Raw genomic sequence first — 15,476 nt, forward strand, 5'->3', positions numbered from 1 at the left:
CGGAGTCAGAAGCCTAACGCGCTCTTTGCCGCAGTCCGCGAATTCGAGGTCCCCGTCATGATCCCCATCGTTCCGCCCCTGGGCGTGACCCCACCCAACCAGCTGGATCCGGCGCCCGTGCGCCCCGTGGTCGCGCCGGTGACGGCACCTGCCGAAACGGCGCACGCCCCGCTGGAGGACGAAGCGACCCTGGATCGCGAGGCGCGCCGCCGCCGCCGGCAGCGCGAAGCCCTGCGCCAGGGCCTTGGCGCCGAACGTGCCCAGGCCCTGGAAGAGCCGGAGCAGGTGGGCGCCCAGGTGGATCTGCGGGTCTAGCCATGCTCGAGCGCCTGGAGCTGGACGACGCCGAGCTGGCCTTCCACCCGCACTGGCTATCCCCGGAACGAGCCGATGCCTGGCTGCAGCAGCTGGACGCCGAAACCCCCTGGAGCCAGCCGCAGGTGCGGGTGTTTGGCCGCTGGCACCCGGTGCCGCGACAGGTCGCCTGGTATGCCGACCCCGGGGTGGTCTACGGCTACGCCGGCCTGGATCACGCCGCCTTGCCCTGGACGCCGCTGTTGCAACTCATCCGTGAAGCCGTCGAGGCGGCCTGCGGCCAGGCCTTCAATGGCGTGCTGCTCAACCGTTACCGCGACGGCCAGGATTCCATGGGCTGGCACAGCGACGACGAGGCCAGTCTCGGCGCCAATCCGCTGATCGCCTCGCTCAACCTCGGGGCCGCGCGGCGCTTCGATTTCCGCCGCAAGGGCACCAGCCGCATCGGCCATTCCCTGGAACTGGGTCACGGCAGCCTGCTGGTCATGGCCGGCACGACCCAGCATCATTGGCAGCACCAGATCGCCAAGACCCGCAAAGCCAGCGGGTTGCGGCTGAATCTCACCTTTCGCCGGATAGCGACATGAGCGACGACAGCAATCTCATCGACTTCACCACCGAGCGCGGCAAGCGCATCCACGACCTCAAGGAGCGCCGGCTGCAGGAGGTGCGCTCGGCCTTCGAGCAGGCGCTGCCGCTGACCGCCGCCAAGAAGAAAAAGCGCAAGCCGAAGAAGAAATAGCGGGCACTACCGTTCGTCGGGATTCGCCCTTGAAATTTTGTGGGGGATTCCTATCTAGGTTCATGCGGGATGCCGAAGTCGGGTCCCGCAGGCAACACCGAAACTTGCTGAACCTATCAGGAGATTCACCATGAGCAACGTACTGTCCCTGGCCCCGCTGTTCCGTCATTCCGTCGGCTTCGACCGGTTCAACGACCTGTTCGAATCCGCTCTGCGCAACGACGCTGGCAGCTCCTATCCGCCCTACAACGTCGAGAAACACGGTGACGACCAGTATCGCATCGTGATCGCCGCCGCCGGCCTCCAGGAAGATGACCTGGAGATCGAAGTCGAGCGTGGCGTGCTCACCGTCAAGGGTGGCCGGCGCGAAAACAGCGCCGAGAGCGTGACCTTCCTGCATCAGGGCATCGCCCAGCGCGCCTTCAAGCTGTCCTTCCGCCTCGCCGACCATATCGAGGTGAAGGGTGCCGATCTCAAGCACGGCCTGCTGAGCATCGAACTGGTGCGCGTGATCCCGGAAGAAGCCAAGCCCAAGCGCATCGCCATCGCCGGCCAGCGCCCGGCTCTGGACAACTGATCGTCCAGGCGTCCTGCCCAAAAGCCCCAGCCCCGTGCTGGGGCTTTTTCGTTTGCGGCCCCGGCGCTAGCGGCCCTGACCGAAGAGCTCCAGCAGCACCCCGCGCAACCAGCGGTTGCCGGCGTCCTGGTGATAGCGCGCGTGCCAGTGCTGCCTGACCGCGAAGCCTTCGATCGGTACCGGGCATTCGTGGACCCTGAGGCCATAGGTCTCCGCCAGGGTGGTGCCGATATGCCGCGGCAGGGTGACGATGAGGTCCGAGGTGCCGACCACCGCGCCGACGCCCAGAAAGCCCGGTAGCTCCAGCACGATGCGGCGCTGCACCCCGGCGCTGACCAGGCCCGCTTCCAGCAGCTTCTGCCCGGTGCCGGCACTGACCAGCACGTGGCCCTCCTCGGCATAGGCCGTGGCCGTCAGCTGCTCGCCGAGGCGCGGATGGCGGGCGCTGACCAGGCAGACCCAATCCTGGGGAAACAGCAATTGCTGATAGAGGCTGCCGCCCAGCCAGGGAATGAAGCCGATCGCCAGGTCCGCCTCGCCGATCTCCAGGGCCTGCTCGGTGTTACCGTCGATCCGCGCGATCTCCAGCCGCACCCCGGGCGCCACCTCGCGCAACTGCGCCAGGATCCGCGGCAGCAGGGTGATGTGGCTGGCATCGCTCAGGCAGAGGCGAAACAGCCGCTGGGCGGTGGCGGGCTCGAAGGCGACTTCCCAGGCCACCAGCCGGCGCAGGGACTCGAGCACCTCACGACAGGGGGTGATCAGGGCCTCGGCCTGGGGCGTGGGCTTCATGCCGCCAGGCGTGCGCACGAACAGCGGATCGCGCAGCTGCTGGCGCAACTTGCCCAGCCAGAGGCTGATGGTGGGCTGGCTCTGACCCAGCTGTTCGGCGGCCCGGGTCACGCTGCCGGTGCGATAGAGCACCTCGAACAGCATCAGCAGCTTGGGTTCGGGCAGGCCGTCCGTCGGCAGCATTATCAGCATTCCTGATGGGCGAATTGGGCTCTTTGTATAGCTCAATAGCAGACGCGGGCCTAGGGTAGGGCGAAAACAAGGAGCCCGATCCATGAAAATCTGCATCCTCGGGGCCGGCGCCCTGGGCAGCACCTTTGGCGCCTGGCTGAGCGAGGCGGGGCACGAGGCCTGGCTGCTCAACCGGCCCAATGCCCATATCGCGGCGGTCGCCCGTGACGGCCTGGACATCGAGACCGCCGAGGGCCGTCGCCGGGTCCAGGTACGGGCGGCGATGAGCGCCGAGGCGGTCGGGGTGGTCGACCTGGTGGTGGTGCTGGTCAAGTCCTTCGCCACGGCCGAGGCCATGCGCCAGGCACTGGCGCTGGTCGGTCCCGAGACCCTGGTGCTGTCGCTGCAGAACGGCCTCGGCCACGAAGAGCTGCTGGCCGAGATCGTCGGCCCGGAGCGGGTGATCGCCGGCAAGACCTATGTCGGCGGGGTGCTGCTCGGCCCGGGGCGGATCCGCAGCGGGGTGGCCGGCAAGCAGACCCTCATCGGCGAACTCGACGGCCAGCTCACTCCGCGGGTGCAGGCGGTTGCCGAGGCCTTTGCCGGCGCGGGGCTGGCAACCACAGTCAGCGCGAATATCCGCGGCACCCTGTGGGACAAGCTGCAGGTCAACGTCGCCACCGGGGCCCTCACCGGCATCACCCAGCTCACCTACGGCCAGCTCTATAGCGAGCCGCTCTTGCGCGACACCGCCTTGCAGGCGGTCGCCGAGGCCATCGCGGTGGCCCGCGCCGCCGGGGTCGAGCTGGGGCTGCAGGAACCTGAAGCCGCCTGGCAACTGGCCCGCGAAGGGCTGGCGCCGTCGTTCAAGACCTCCATGCTGCAGAGCCTGCAGAGGGGCTCCATCACCGAAATCGACTTCATCAACGGCGCGGTGGTGCGGCTCGGCCAGCAGTACCGCGTACCGACCCCGGTCAACGCCACGCTGGTCGCCTGCATCAAGGGCATCGAGCGCGCCCTGGCCGATCGACAACAAGAGGACGCCACATCATGAGCATTCCCAAGGCCTATCTGGAACACGTGGCCATCTGGGTGAAAGACATCCACTGGCACATCCGCTTCTTCCACGAGGTGTTCGGCATGACCCTGCGCGAGGTGCAGGGCACGGTCGACCAGCCCACCCAGTACTGGACCCTGGGCGGTATGCAATTCATGAGCAAGCCGGATTTCGCCGGCCCCGAGGGGCGCCTGGGCCACCTGGGGCTGATGTGCGAGGACCTCGACGCCGCCCTGGCCGCCGCCCGGCGTTTCGAGGGTGTGGAGCAACTGCCCCAGGGCTACAACTGGCTGCGCCTGCCCGATGGCCTGGCGCTGGAATTCATCCAGGCCGTGCCGGCCCGCGCCGTGCACGACGCCCTGGCCGTCAACGCCCGTCAAGCCGAGTGACAGCGACCATGACCGTACAAGAAAAATATTTCGAGGACGCCCGCGAAGGCGACGAGGCGATCACCCCGAGCTACCTGGTCACCAAGGAACGCATCCTGGCCTATGCCGACCTGACCGGTGACCACACCCCGGTCCACGTCGACGAGGCCTATGCCAATGCCAGCCACTTCGGCGGCCTGGTCGCCCATGGGCTGATGGGGCTCTCCATCGCCGACGGCCTCAAGACCCAGTGCGACTATCGCTTCCTGCCGGGGATGTCGCTGGGCTGGACCTGGGACTTCCTCCTGCCGATCCGCGTCGGCGACGAATTGCACGTGAAGATGCGCGTCGGGTCCATGAGACCCAGCAAGAGCAAGCCGGGCTGGGGCATCGTGGTGCTGCCATCCGAGCTGATCAACCAGAAGGGCGAGGTGGTCCAGCGCGGCGAGCACCGCCTGATGGTGCCGCGGCGGGAGGGCGCCCTATGAGCCAGCCACTGCCGCTGCAAGGCCTGAGGGTCATCGACTACAGCCACTTCCTCGCCGGTCCCTATGTGGGGCGCTGCCTGGCGGCGCTGGGCGCCGAGGTGATCAAGGTGGAACGTCCCGGCAGCGGCGATGCCGGGCGCCAGCACGCCTTCGTCCTCGACGACCAGCAGAGCGGCTACTTCCTGCAACTCAACATGGGCAAGCAGGGCGTCAGCGTCAACATGAAGGACCCGCGCGGCAAGGCCTTCATGCAGCAGCTCTGCGACAGCGCCGACGTCTTCATCGAGAACTACCGGCCCGGCGCCCTGGACAGGCTCGGCCTGGGCTATGCGGAGCTGTCGGCGCGCAATCCGCGCCTGGTGTACTGCTCGATTTCCGCCTACGGCCACACCGGGCCCGATGCCCATCGCGCCGGCTTCGGCCTGATCGCCGAGGCCAAGAGCGGCATCATGCAGATGGTCGGCACGCCGGGCGAGGCACCACCATTGCTGCGCATCTCCCTGGGCGACATGTACACCGGCGCCCACGCGGTGGCCGCCATCAACGCGGCGCTGCTCGGCCGGGTCACCAGCGGCCGCGGCCAGCACATCGACATGGCGCTGTATGACACCCTGGTGTCCATGCACGAGTACGCGGTGCAGTGCTACACCCTGTCCGGCGGCGAGATCCTGCCGCAGCAGACCGGTCACGACATGCCCACCTCGACCCTCTATGGCGTATTCCGCGCCCAGGACGGCGACCTGGTCATCGCCGCCCAGGTGGACGACTCCTGGAAGCGCTTCGCCGCCCTGGTCGAACAGGACGCTGGCCAGCCGGGTTTCGGCAGTGACCTGCGCTTCCACACCTCCACCGGCCGCAACGCTCATCGCGAAGTTATCCTGCCCATCGTCAAGGCCTGGGTGGCGGCCAATCCGGTCGCCCGGCTGCTGGCGCTGCTCGACGAGATAGACGTGCCCTGCGCCAAGGTGCAGCGCATCGACGAGGTGATCGAGGATCCGCAGATCAAGGCCCGCGGCATGATCCAGGAGCAGCAGCACCCGCGCTTCGGCACCCTGCGCATGCCCAATCTGCCATTCCGCTTTTCCGACTGCGACACCACCATCCAGCAGGTGGCGCCGGATCTCGGTGAGCACAACGCCGCCGTGGCCCGGAGCCTGGGCTACAGCGCGGACGAGATCGCCCAGCTGCAGGCCGATGGCGTGCTCTTCACCCAGGAGATGCCGGCATGACCGACCACTACGCGGTGATCGGCCGCCCGATCAATCACACCAAGTCCCCTCTCATCCATGGGCTGTTCGCCGCAACCAGCGGCCAGGACCTGAAGTACGGTGCCATCGAAGGCTCGCTGGAGGATTTTGCCGGTGACGTGGCGCGCTTTCGCGCCCAGGGCGGGCGGGGCATGAATGTCACGGCGCCCTTCAAGCTGCAGGCCTTCCAGCTGGCCACCGAGCCCAGCGAAAGGGCGCGCCTGGCCAAGGCGGCCAATGCGCTGAAGTTCGAGGGGGAGCGGGTGCTGGCGGAGAACTTCGACGGCATCGGCCTGCTGCGCGACATCGAGGTCAACCTCGGCCAGCCGCTGGCCGGCAAGCGGGTGCTCTTGCTGGGCGCCGGGGGCGCGGCCCGCGGCGCCCTGTTGCCCTTCCTCGCGGCCGGGCCGGCGGCGCTGGTGATGGTCAATCGCGATAGGCAGAAGGCCGCCGGGCTCGCCCAGGAGATCGGGCATCCGCTGCTGAGTGTAAGCAGCTACGAGGCCCTGCAAGGGGAGAGATTCGACCTGGTGATCAACGCCACCTCGGCCAGCCTGGTCGGTGAGCTGCCACCGGTCCCGACCGACGTCTTTGCCCAGGCGGCGCTGGCCTACGAACTGGCCTATGGCAAAGGGCTGACGCCCTTCCTGCGCCTGGCTAAGGAACAGGGCGTGGCGCAACTGGCCGACGGCGTGGGCATGCTGGTGGAGCAGGCGGCCGAAGCCTTCGCCTGGTGGCGCGGTGTGCGCCCCGAGACCCGGCCGGTCATCGACCGGCTGACCCTTCCCCTGACATGAGCGATCCCATGAAGATCCTGATGCTGCACGGTATCAACCACAACATGTTCGGCAAGCGCGATCCGGTGCAGTACGGCACCGTGACCCTGGCCGAGATCGACGCCAGGCTGGCGGCCCTCGGTGCGGAATTGGGGGTGGAAATAGAGTCCTTCCAGAGCAACCACGAAGGGGCGATGGTGGAGCGCATCCACCAGGGCTACGAGGAGGGCGTCGACGGGGTGCTGATCAACGCCGGCGCCTGGACCCACTACAGCTACGGCATCCGCGACGCCCTGGCGATCCTTACCGTCCCGGTGGTGGAATTGCACATGTCCAACATCCATGCGCGGGAGAGCTTTCGCCATCACTCGGTGTTCGCCGAGATCGTGCTGGGGCAGATCGCCGGCTTCGGCGTGGACAGCTACCTGCTGGCACTGCGCGCGGCGGTGAGCGCGGCCCAGGCGCGTAGGGCCTGAGCCGCCGACCCCCACCCCGAGGAAAAGGGAGCGCTCCCACAGATCCCGCGTAGGGTGGAAAACCGCGCAGCGTTTTCCTCGCACCAAGGTGTTGGCTGAGGCCCTGTGGGGTTGAGGCAGCTCCATCGCCGCAGCCCAACAGTAGGATAAGGAGCCGTGTGCAGGCTATCGCGGCCATGGGCCGCTCCTACACTGTAGGAGCGGCCCATGGCCGCGATAAAGCAGGGTAGGGAGGCACCGCTTCTCTCGGCATGAGACTCAAGCTGATGCTCGCTATAGCCGAGGCAGGTATCGGGCGCCAATTGCAACTGGGTGAGAAGTCCCGCGTTGGCGCGGATGGAGGCGGGGAGTCGCAACGGATTCAAGGGCACTCGTCGTCCTTTTTGCGCGATATCGCCTCACCCGTATGCGGCCCCAGTTCCCGCTTGGGACAGTCCTGCCACTGCTTGTCCCCCAGACCGGCGGTGTATTCCGGATGCAGCGGATAGTGCAGGCGGTTGTCCGCCCGGCTGGTGTCGCCCACCACCAGCAACTCCACCGGCTCGTCGGTCTCGTTGATGAAGGTGTGGGCGACGCCATCCCCCGCCTTGAAACCCACCCCGTCGCCCGGCTTGAGGCGCTGGAGGTGACCGTCGATCCAGGCGGTGGGGTGGCCCGAGATCACATAGATGAATTCGTCTTCGGTGGCCTCGGCATGGGGCCGCGAGGTGCGGCGACCGGGTGGCAGCCATTCGTGGTGGATGCCCAGGCGGGCGAAGCCGAAGTGGCGGCCGAAGGCGGCACCCAGGGAAAAGCGCTCGTCACTGTCGGCATAGCCGGGGCCGTCGGGCGCCTGGAGCTGGGACCAGTGGACGATCTTGTCGAAATCTTTCCGGGATTGCATGGGGTGCTGCGCCTCGCGGGAAAATAGCTCAAGCTTAGCCGGTTAGGCGGACGCTGCCGCCTCAGGTCCCTTTCGGTGCAGGAACGCGATGCCCAGACTGTCCAGACAACTCCTCGCACTGCTGACCCTGGCGCTGCTCGGTGGCTGTTCACCCGATACGCCGATCAACAGCCCCTACCGCGCCGGAGCCGAAGGTCAGAATACCCTCTATACCGCCTTCACCACCCGCTCGCCGAAGTACCTCGATCCGGCCAGTTCCTATTCCGGCGACGAGACCAACTTCACCTACAACATCTATGAACCCCTCTACGGCTACCACTACTTCAAGCGGCCCTACGAGCTGATCCCCCGCGGCGCCGAGCGGGTGGTCACGCCTTACTACCTGGATGCCCAAGGCCGGCGCCTGCCGGACGACGCACCGGCCGCGCAGATCGCCGAGAGCGTTTACGACATCCCCATCCGCCGCGACGCCCGTTATGCGCCCCATCCGGCCTTCGCCCGCGATGCCCAGGGCCATTACCGCTACTTCCCGATCCAGCCCGCCGACCTGGCCGATCGCTACCAGATCCCCGACTTTCCCGAGACCGGCAGCCGCGCCCTGACCGCCGCCGACTACGCCTACGGCCTGCGTCGCCTGGCCAGTCCGCGGCTGGTCTCGCCCAGCTACGCCATCTTCGCCGAGCATCTGGTCGGCATGCAGGCCTATGGCGACGGCCTGCGCGCCGCCGACAAGTCCCTGCGCGCCGGCCTGCCCAGGGGCGCGCCGCTGCCCTGGCTGGACCTGCGCCAGGGCGAGCTGCCCGGGGTCGAGGTGCTGGACGACCACACCCTGCGGCTGCGGGTGATCGGCAAGTACCCCCAGTTCAACTACTGGCTGGCCATGACCTTCGCCGCGCCGGTGCCCTGGGAGGCGGATCGCTTCTACAGCCAGCCGGGGATGGCCGAGCACAACCTCGGCTTCAACAGCTGGCCGGTGGGCACCGGACCCTATCGCCTGGCCGAGTCCATCCCCAATCGCCGCCATGTGCTGGAGCGCAATCCCAACTACCACGCCGATCCCTATCCCTGCGAAGGGGAGCCCGAGGATCGCGAACAGGGTCGGCTGGACGACTGCGGCAAGCCCATGCCGCTGATCGACCGCGCGGTGTTCAGCCTGGAAAAGGAAGGGGTGCCGCTGATGGGCAAGTTCATCCAGGGCTACTACGACACCCCCCAGGTCGAGCGCGGCGAATATGGCGTGGCGCTGCGCACCAAGGCCGGTGATTCGGCCGATTCCGCCGAGCTCTACCGCGAGCGTGGCCTCAAGCTACCCACCGCGGTGGAGGCGTCCAACTGGTACCTGGGTTTCAACTGGCTGGATCCGGTGGTGGGGCAGGGCGCAACGCCCGAGCAGCAGGTGCGCAATCGCAAGCTGCGCCAGGCACTGTCGATCGCCTTCGACTGGGAGAGCTACATCACCGTCTTTCTAAACGGCAACGGCCTGGTCGCCAATGGCCCGCTGCCGCCGGGCGTGCTGGGCTACGAAGCGCTGCCGGCCGGCAGCAACCCGGTGGTCTATCGAATGGTGGATGGCAAACCCGAGCGGCGACCCATCGAAGAGGCCCGACAGTTGCTGGCCGAAGCCGGCTATCCCGATGGCCGCGACGCCAGCAGCGGGCGGCCGCTGATCCTGCAATACGACGCCCAGACCAGCGGCGACAGCGCCATGTTCGACTGGATGCGCCAGCAGACCGCCAAGCTGGGCATCCAGCTGGAACTACGCGGCTCGGACTACAACAGATTCCAGGACAAGATGCGCAAGGGCGCGGCGCAGATCTTCTTCTGGGGCTGGAACGCCGACTATCCCGATGCCGAGAACTTCCTGTTCCTCTTCTACGGTCCCCAGGGCAAGGCCAAGCATGGTGGCGAGAATGCCGGCAACTACAGCAATGCCGAATACGACCGGCTGTTCGAGCAGATGAAGAGTCTCGATGACGGACCGGAAAAGGTCGCCCTGATCCGGCGCATGGTCGCCCTCGTGCAGCAGGACGCGCCCTGGCTGTTCGGCTGGAATCCCCTGTCGGCCGGGGCCTATCAGCAGTGGGTCTACAACGCCAAGCCGACCCAGATGGTGCGCGATCAGCTGCGCTATCTGCGCCTGGACCCGGCGCTGCGCGAGCGCAAGGTGCTGGAATGGAACCGGCCGGTGCTCTGGCCGCTGTGGCTGCTGCTGGGGCTGGGGCTGCTGCTGATCTGGCCGGCCTGGCGCAGCCTCCGGCGGCGTGAGCGCCAGACCGCCTTTGGCGACGGCCACGGGGAGGGGCGGCCATGATCGGCTATCTGCTGCGGCGCCTGGCCTATGGCGTGCTCATCCTGATCGGCGTGAATCTGCTGACCTTTCTGCTGTTCTTTACCGTCAACACCCCGGACGACATGGCGCGCCTGGCCATCGGCGGCAAGTACGTCACCGCCGAAGCCATCGAGGACTGGAAGGCGGAGCACGGCTACGACAAGCCGCTGCTCATCAATACCACCCGTGAAGGAATGGAGCAGCTGACCGATACGCTCTTCTTCGAACGGTCGGCCAGTCTGCTGGTGTTCGACTTCGGCACCTCCGACAGCGGCCGCGACATCGGTCGGGAGATCGCCGAGCGCGCTGGACCGAGTCTGGCGCTGGCGCTGCCGACCTTCGTGCTCGGCCTGGCGGCCAGCGTCGGCTTCGCCCTGCTGCTGGTGTTCTTTCGCGCCACCCGGCTGGACTTCTGGGGCGTGGTGCTCTGCGTGGTGCTGCTGTCGATCTCCTCGCTGTTCTACATCATCGCCGGCCAGTGGCTGTTCGCGAAGACGCTGCGCCTGGTGCCCTTTTCCGGCTATGAAGAAGGCTGGAATCTGTTGCGCTTCCTGGCCCTGCCGGTGCTGGTGGCGGTGATAGCCGGCCTCGGCAGCCAGGCCCGCTTCTATCGCGCGCTGTTTCTCGAAGAGATCGGCAAGGACTATGTGCGCACCGCCCGCGCCAAGGGCCTGGCCGAGCGCCAGGTGCTCCTGCGCCATGTGCTGCGCAATGCGGCGCTGCCTATCCTCACCGGGGTGGTCTCGGCCATTCCCTTGCTGATCATGGGCAGCCTGATCGCCGAATCCTTCTTTGGCATTCCCGGCCTGGGCAGCTACACCATCGACGCCATCAACGGCCAGGACTTCGCCGTGGTCCGCACCATGGTGTTCCTGGGGTCGGTGCTCTACATCGTCGGCCTGATCCTGGCGGACCTGTCCTACACCCTCGCCGATCCGCGCGTTCGCTTCAGGTAGCCGCCATGCCGAAATTCGTCTTGCTCTGGACCGACCTCGCCCTCTACCTGCTGGTGGCCGGCAGCCTGATCTACGCCTGGCGCGCGCGTCGCCAGCCGGCCCTGCGCGCCAGTTGGCGCCGGGTGCTGCAGGATGCCCCGGCGATGAGCGCGGCCGTGGTGCTGGCCAGCTTCGTCGCCATCGCCCTGCTGGATTCGCTGCACTACCGGCCCCAGTTACCCGCGACGCCTGGCGCCACGGCGCCGATCTACTCGCCCACGGTGCTCTCGGCCCTCGACGGCCTGCTGGCCGAGACCAGCCTGACCCAGCGCGAGAAGACCTATTCGGCGCCGCTCGCCACCCACCAGTTCACCAAGGAAACCCTGGGCACCAGCGCCGAGGGCGCGCCGCTGCGGGACTTCCCCCGCCTCAAGCATGCCGGCACCACGTTGCGCGATCCCGCTACCGAGTGGCGGGGCGATGTCCTCAAGCGGCTGACGTTGGGCCTGCTCGGCGGTCTGGCGCTGGCCCTGGCGACTGCCGCCCTGGCCGCGGCACGGCTGCGCGAGCCGGGTGGCTTAGCCAGCCGCTGCGGACTCATCCTCCGCGGCCAGACCGCCACGCCCTGGCGCGCCATCCTGCTGACCTGGCTGGGCGTCTGCCTGGTGGCCGGCAGCGTGATCGCCCTGGCCAGTGGTTACCACGTGCTGGGCACCGACGGCACCGGCAACGACGTCCTCTACCAGTCGCTCAAGAGCATCCGCACCGCCTTCGTCATCGGCAGCCTGACTACCCTGGCCATGCTGCCACCGGCCATCGTCTTCGGCCTGGCCGCCGGTTACTTCAAGGGCCGGGTGGACGACGTCATCACCTACCTCTACACCACCCTGACCTCCATCCCCGGGGTGCTGCTGGTAGCGGCCTGCGTGCTGATGATGCAGGGGTTCATCGACCGCCATCCGGAGCTGTTCGACACCGGCGCGGCGCGCGCCGACCTGCGTCTCTTCATGCTCTGCCTGATCCTCGGTCTCACCGGCTGGGCCGGCCTCTGCCGCCTGCTGCGCGCCGAGGCGCTCAAGCTGCGCGAGCTGGAATACGTGCAGGCGGCGCGGGCCTTCGGCGTTTCCCACTTCACCATCCTGCGCCGGCACCTGCTGCCCAACGTCTTCTACCTGGTGCTCATCACCCTGACCCTGGAATTTTCCAGCCTGGTGCTCTACGAGGCGGTGCTCTCCTACCTGGGCATCGGTGTCGATCCGACCATGAATTCCTTCGGCTCCATGATCAACGACGCCCGCACCGAAATGTCCCGCAGCCCCATGATCTGGTGGAATCTGCTTAGCGCCTTCGCCTTCATGCTGGCCCTGGTGCTGGCGGCCAATCTGTTCGCCGACGCCGTGCGCGACGCCTTCGATCCGCGCAGTCGCCGGCTGAGATCCGCCTGGCTCAGGCGCCGTCCCGGCCAGGGCGAGGTGCAGCCATGACCCCGGTGCTGGAGATCCGCGACCTGGAGATCCTGGTCGACGGCGAGGAGGGTACGCGCCAGGCGGTGCGGGGCCTGAGCCTGGCCATCGCCCGCGGCGAGACCTTTGCCTTGGTCGGGGAATCGGGCAGCGGCAAGAGCGTCACCGCGCTCTCGCTGTTGCGGCTGCTGCCGCCTGCGTTGGGTATCGCCCGGGGTGCGGCGCTGCTGGCCGGTACCGATCTGCATCGACTGCCGGAAGGGCGCCTGCGCGAATTGCGCGGCGGGCGCGTCGGCACCATCTTCCAGGAGCCCGCCACCAGCCTGAATCCGGTCATGCGCATCGGCGAGCAGATCGAGGAAACCCTGCGCGCCCATACCGCGCTGCGCGGCGCCGCCGCCCGCGCCCGGGTGGTGGAATGGCTGCGTCGGGTGGGCATTCCCGAGCCGGAGCGACGGATCGACGACTACCCCTTCCAGTTCTCCGGTGGCCAGAAGCAGCGCATCATGATCGCCCTGGCGCTGGCCGCCGAGCCGGATCTGCTGATCGCCGACGAGCCCACCACGGCGCTGGACGTCACCGTCCAGGCGCAGATCCTCGCTCTGCTGGCCGACATCCAGCGCGAACTGGGCATGGCCATCCTGCTGATCACCCACGACCTGGCGGTGGTGCGCCAGGTGGCCCATCACGTGGCCCTGATGCGCCACGGCGAGATCGTCGAAAGCGCACCAGCGGCGGACTTCTTCCAGGCGCCCCGGCATCCCTATGCCCGCGAGCTGTTCGCCGCCATTCCCACCTTCGCCAAGCGCGGCCAGACCCTGGCAGGAGTACCCCGCACCTTGCCCGCGCGAACCCCGGGCGAGTGCTTGCTGGAGGTACGCGACCTGGCCGTGCACTATCCGCTCCGCCGGGGCGCCTGGGGCCGGACTCGGGACTGGGTCAGGGCGGTGGACGGGGTGAGCTTCGACCTGCACGCCGGCGAGACCCTGGCCCTGCTGGGCGAATCCGGCTGCGGCAAGACCACCACCGGCAAGGCGCTGCTGCGGCTGCTCGACGGGCCGCGCATCGGCGGCAGTGCCCGCCTGGGCGGCGCAGAGCTGCTCACGGCCGATGGACGCACCCTGCAACGACTGCGCCGGCAGATCCAGATCGTCTTCCAGGATCCCTTCGCCTCCCTGGATCCGCGCATGCGCATCGCTGCCACCCTGGAGCAGGGGCTGCTGGCCCTGCGCCCGGAACTGGACGCCGCCGAGCGCCAGAGACGGGCCGCCGCCCTGGTGGAGCGGGTCGGGCTGCCGGGTGACACCCTGCAGCGTTTTCCCCACGAATTCTCCGGCGGCCAGCGGCAGCGCATCGCCATCGCCCGGGCGCTGATCGTCGAGCCGCGGGTGCTGGTATGCGACGAACCCACCTCGGCGCTGGACGTCTCGGTGCAGGCGCAGATCCTCGATCTCCTGCGCGAACTTCAGGCGGAGCGCGGCCTGGCCTATCTGTTCATCACCCACAACTTCGGCGTGGTCGAGTACCTGGCCGATCGTATCGCGATCATGGACGGCGGCCGCATCGTCGAACAGGGCAGCGCCGAACGGGTGCTGCGCGCTCCCGCTCACGCCATGACCCAGCGCCTGCTGGCCGCCGTGCCGCGCCTGGAATTCGGGACCTCGCCATGAATTTTCCACCGCGCATCGCCCTGGCCGACTTCGAGCTGGTGTGGCCGCAACCGCGCCTGGCCGCGGCCTTCGCCGACGCCCTGAACTGGAGCTATGCCGAGCACCGCCGCTTCCTTGCCTGGGCGCGCGAACAGACCAGCGTCGCCCAGGCCCGCGACAGCCTGCTCGCGGCTCGCGGCGCCTTCACCCTCGCCCAGGGCGAGAAACGCTACTTCCTGGTGCGCGGTGACGAACTGCTCGGCTGCCTGGGGCTCACGCCACTGGACGGCGGGCGGCGCTTCGAGATCGGTTACTGGCTGCACAGCCTGCATACCGGGCAGGGCCTGATGACCGCCGCACTGCGGTATTTCGTCGAGCAGCGGGGCACGGCCGGGTTCTTTCTCACCACCTCGGCCGCCAACGACGCCAGCCAGCGCCTTGCCGAACGGGTCGGTTTCCGGCGCGTCCGGGTGCTGGAAAACGATCGCGAAGGTCCGGACGGGCAGCGCTGCGCCACCTGGGTCTATGAATTGCCGCCGCAGGTGAAGTCATGACCGCCCTGAGCGTTCCGCTGCAGTATCCACCGCGCTTCGCCGTGACCGAGGCGGTGGAACTGGTCGACCTGACCCTGGCCGATCCCGCCGCGGTGGCCGACTACTACCGACGCAATCGCCAGCACCTGGCGCTGTCGATGCCGCGGCGCTCCGACGCCTTCTATACCCTGGCGCAATGGCAGGGGCAGGCGGCCGCCTACCGCGCCGGCGGGCCGGGTCTGAGCGAGTTGCGCCTGGTGCTGCGAGCGGGCCCGCTGGTCATAGGCACGGTGAATTTCAGCCAAATATTCCGCGGCGGTTTCCAGGCCTGCTACCTGGGCTACGGCCTGGATGCGGCCTGGCAGGGGCGGGGGCTGATGCGCCAGGCGGTACGCCTGGGGCGGGACTTCGTCATCGCCGAGCTGGGCCTGAATCGGATCATGGCCAACCATCTGCCGGAGAACGTCCGCAGCGCCCATCTGCTGACCCAGCTCGGCTTCGAGCGCGAGGGCCTGGCACGGCGCTATCTGGAGATCGACGGGGTCTGGCGGGATCACGTGCTGACCAGCTATGTGCGTTCCGCCCCCTGAATGAAAACCGGCGGCCCCTGGCCGCCGGACTTCCCTCAGACCCTGTTCTAAGTCTCGCGAGCTAGCGACAAACAAGGCCTCGGCG

18 protein-coding genes are annotated in these 15,476 nt (G+C 67.9%); 16 read left to right on the forward strand and 2 right to left on the reverse strand.

Going from position 1 to position 15,476, the window contains the following annotated elements; translation table 11 throughout:
- Window positions 1-57 precede the first annotated feature (57 nt).
- From PSEK12I1_RS0113305 to PSEK12I1_RS0113320, 4 genes are all read left to right on the forward strand, one after another.
- Window positions 58-315, forward strand: a complete 258-nt coding sequence (locus PSEK12I1_RS0113305; protein ID WP_007160295.1) for a hypothetical protein — start codon at window positions 58-60, stop codon at window positions 313-315.
- A gap of 2 nt (window positions 316-317) precedes the next feature.
- Window positions 318-902 (forward strand): alpha-ketoglutarate-dependent dioxygenase AlkB, encoded by a 585-nt coding sequence (locus tag PSEK12I1_RS0113310; protein ID WP_027601845.1) that lies wholly within the window; start codon window positions 318-320, stop codon window positions 900-902.
- Window positions 899-1,057, forward strand: coding sequence for a hypothetical protein (locus tag PSEK12I1_RS24795; RefSeq protein WP_007160293.1), 159 nt, complete (start codon window positions 899-901; stop codon window positions 1,055-1,057). Before PSEK12I1_RS0113310 ends, PSEK12I1_RS24795 begins: the two co-directional genes overlap by 4 nt.
- 130 nt (window positions 1,058-1,187) lie before the next feature.
- On the forward strand, window positions 1,188-1,634 hold the full coding sequence (locus PSEK12I1_RS0113320; RefSeq protein WP_007160292.1) for an Hsp20 family protein: 447 nt from the start codon (window positions 1,188-1,190) through the stop codon (window positions 1,632-1,634).
- Between the two features lie 66 nt (window positions 1,635-1,700).
- Here the strand turns inward: PSEK12I1_RS0113320 and PSEK12I1_RS0113325 are convergent, their stop codons facing one another.
- Entirely contained in the window at window positions 1,701-2,609 is a 909-nt protein-coding gene (locus tag PSEK12I1_RS0113325) for a LysR family transcriptional regulator (RefSeq protein WP_027601846.1), read from the reverse strand.
- Between the two features lie 91 nt (window positions 2,610-2,700).
- On the opposite strand from PSEK12I1_RS0113325, the gene PSEK12I1_RS0113330 reads away from it, so the two are divergent.
- Genes PSEK12I1_RS0113330 through aroQ form a run of 6 tightly spaced genes read left to right on the forward strand, consistent with a single transcriptional unit; the run spans window position 2,701 to window position 7,009 of the window.
- Window positions 2,701-3,651: a ketopantoate reductase family protein gene (locus tag PSEK12I1_RS0113330; RefSeq protein ID WP_027601847.1), complete on the forward strand. Its 951-nt coding sequence runs from the start codon at window positions 2,701-2,703 to the stop codon at window positions 3,649-3,651.
- Complete coding sequence (locus PSEK12I1_RS0113335) at window positions 3,648-4,043, forward strand: VOC family protein (RefSeq protein WP_027601848.1); 396 nt, start codon at window positions 3,648-3,650, stop codon at window positions 4,041-4,043. The genes PSEK12I1_RS0113330 and PSEK12I1_RS0113335 overlap by 4 nt, the downstream gene beginning before the upstream one ends.
- Before the next feature lie 8 nt (window positions 4,044-4,051).
- Complete coding sequence (locus tag PSEK12I1_RS0113340) at window positions 4,052-4,510, forward strand: MaoC family dehydratase (protein WP_027601849.1); 459 nt, start codon at window positions 4,052-4,054, stop codon at window positions 4,508-4,510.
- Window positions 4,507-5,739, forward strand: coding sequence for a CaiB/BaiF CoA-transferase family protein (locus PSEK12I1_RS0113345; protein ID WP_027601850.1), 1,233 nt, complete (start codon window positions 4,507-4,509; stop codon window positions 5,737-5,739). Before PSEK12I1_RS0113340 ends, PSEK12I1_RS0113345 begins: the two co-directional genes overlap by 4 nt.
- Window positions 5,736-6,554 carry a shikimate dehydrogenase gene (aroE, locus tag PSEK12I1_RS0113350; RefSeq protein ID WP_027601851.1) on the forward strand — a complete coding sequence of 273 codons (819 nt, stop codon included), beginning with the start codon at window positions 5,736-5,738 and terminating at the stop codon, window positions 6,552-6,554. The genes PSEK12I1_RS0113345 and aroE overlap by 4 nt, the downstream gene beginning before the upstream one ends.
- Before the next feature lie 8 nt (window positions 6,555-6,562).
- Entirely contained in the window at window positions 6,563-7,009 is a 447-nt protein-coding gene (gene aroQ, locus PSEK12I1_RS0113355) for a type II 3-dehydroquinate dehydratase (protein ID WP_027599901.1), read from the forward strand.
- A 361-nt stretch (window positions 7,010-7,370) separates the two neighbouring features.
- Here aroQ and PSEK12I1_RS0113360 read toward each other — a convergent pair whose 3' ends face one another.
- Window positions 7,371-7,892, reverse strand: coding sequence for a cupin domain-containing protein (locus PSEK12I1_RS0113360; RefSeq protein ID WP_027601852.1), 522 nt, complete (start codon window positions 7,890-7,892; stop codon window positions 7,371-7,373).
- 88 nt (window positions 7,893-7,980) lie between these two features.
- On the opposite strand from PSEK12I1_RS0113360, the gene PSEK12I1_RS0113365 reads away from it, so the two are divergent.
- The 6 genes from PSEK12I1_RS0113365 to PSEK12I1_RS23795 are packed head-to-tail and all read left to right on the forward strand — an operon-like array spanning window position 7,981 to window position 15,391.
- Window positions 7,981-10,203: an ABC transporter substrate-binding protein gene (locus PSEK12I1_RS0113365; RefSeq protein ID WP_027601853.1), complete on the forward strand. Its 2,223-nt coding sequence runs from the start codon at window positions 7,981-7,983 to the stop codon at window positions 10,201-10,203.
- Entirely contained in the window at window positions 10,200-11,177 is a 978-nt protein-coding gene (locus PSEK12I1_RS0113370) for an ABC transporter permease (RefSeq protein WP_027601854.1), read from the forward strand. Before PSEK12I1_RS0113365 ends, PSEK12I1_RS0113370 begins: the two co-directional genes overlap by 4 nt.
- Before the next feature lie 5 nt (window positions 11,178-11,182).
- On the forward strand, window positions 11,183-12,640 hold the full coding sequence (locus tag PSEK12I1_RS0113375) for an ABC transporter permease (protein ID WP_027601855.1): 1,458 nt from the start codon (window positions 11,183-11,185) through the stop codon (window positions 12,638-12,640).
- The gene (locus PSEK12I1_RS0113380) at window positions 12,637-14,289 is read left to right on the forward strand and encodes an ABC transporter ATP-binding protein (protein ID WP_027601856.1); all 1,653 of its coding nucleotides are present in this window, start codon (window positions 12,637-12,639) and stop codon (window positions 14,287-14,289) included. The genes PSEK12I1_RS0113375 and PSEK12I1_RS0113380 overlap by 4 nt, the downstream gene beginning before the upstream one ends.
- Window positions 14,286-14,822, forward strand: a complete 537-nt coding sequence (locus tag PSEK12I1_RS0113385; RefSeq protein ID WP_027601857.1) for a GNAT family N-acetyltransferase — start codon at window positions 14,286-14,288, stop codon at window positions 14,820-14,822. Before PSEK12I1_RS0113380 ends, PSEK12I1_RS0113385 begins: the two co-directional genes overlap by 4 nt.
- Window positions 14,819-15,391, forward strand: a complete 573-nt coding sequence (locus tag PSEK12I1_RS23795) for a GNAT family N-acetyltransferase (RefSeq protein ID WP_081737491.1) — start codon at window positions 14,819-14,821, stop codon at window positions 15,389-15,391. Before PSEK12I1_RS0113385 ends, PSEK12I1_RS23795 begins: the two co-directional genes overlap by 4 nt.
- Window positions 15,392-15,476: the final 85 nt, after the last annotated feature.

The organism is Pseudomonas sp. MOIL14HWK12:I1 (assembly GCF_000510705.1).
Lineage (GTDB): Bacteria > Pseudomonadota > Gammaproteobacteria > Pseudomonadales > Pseudomonadaceae > Chryseomonas > Chryseomonas oryzihabitans.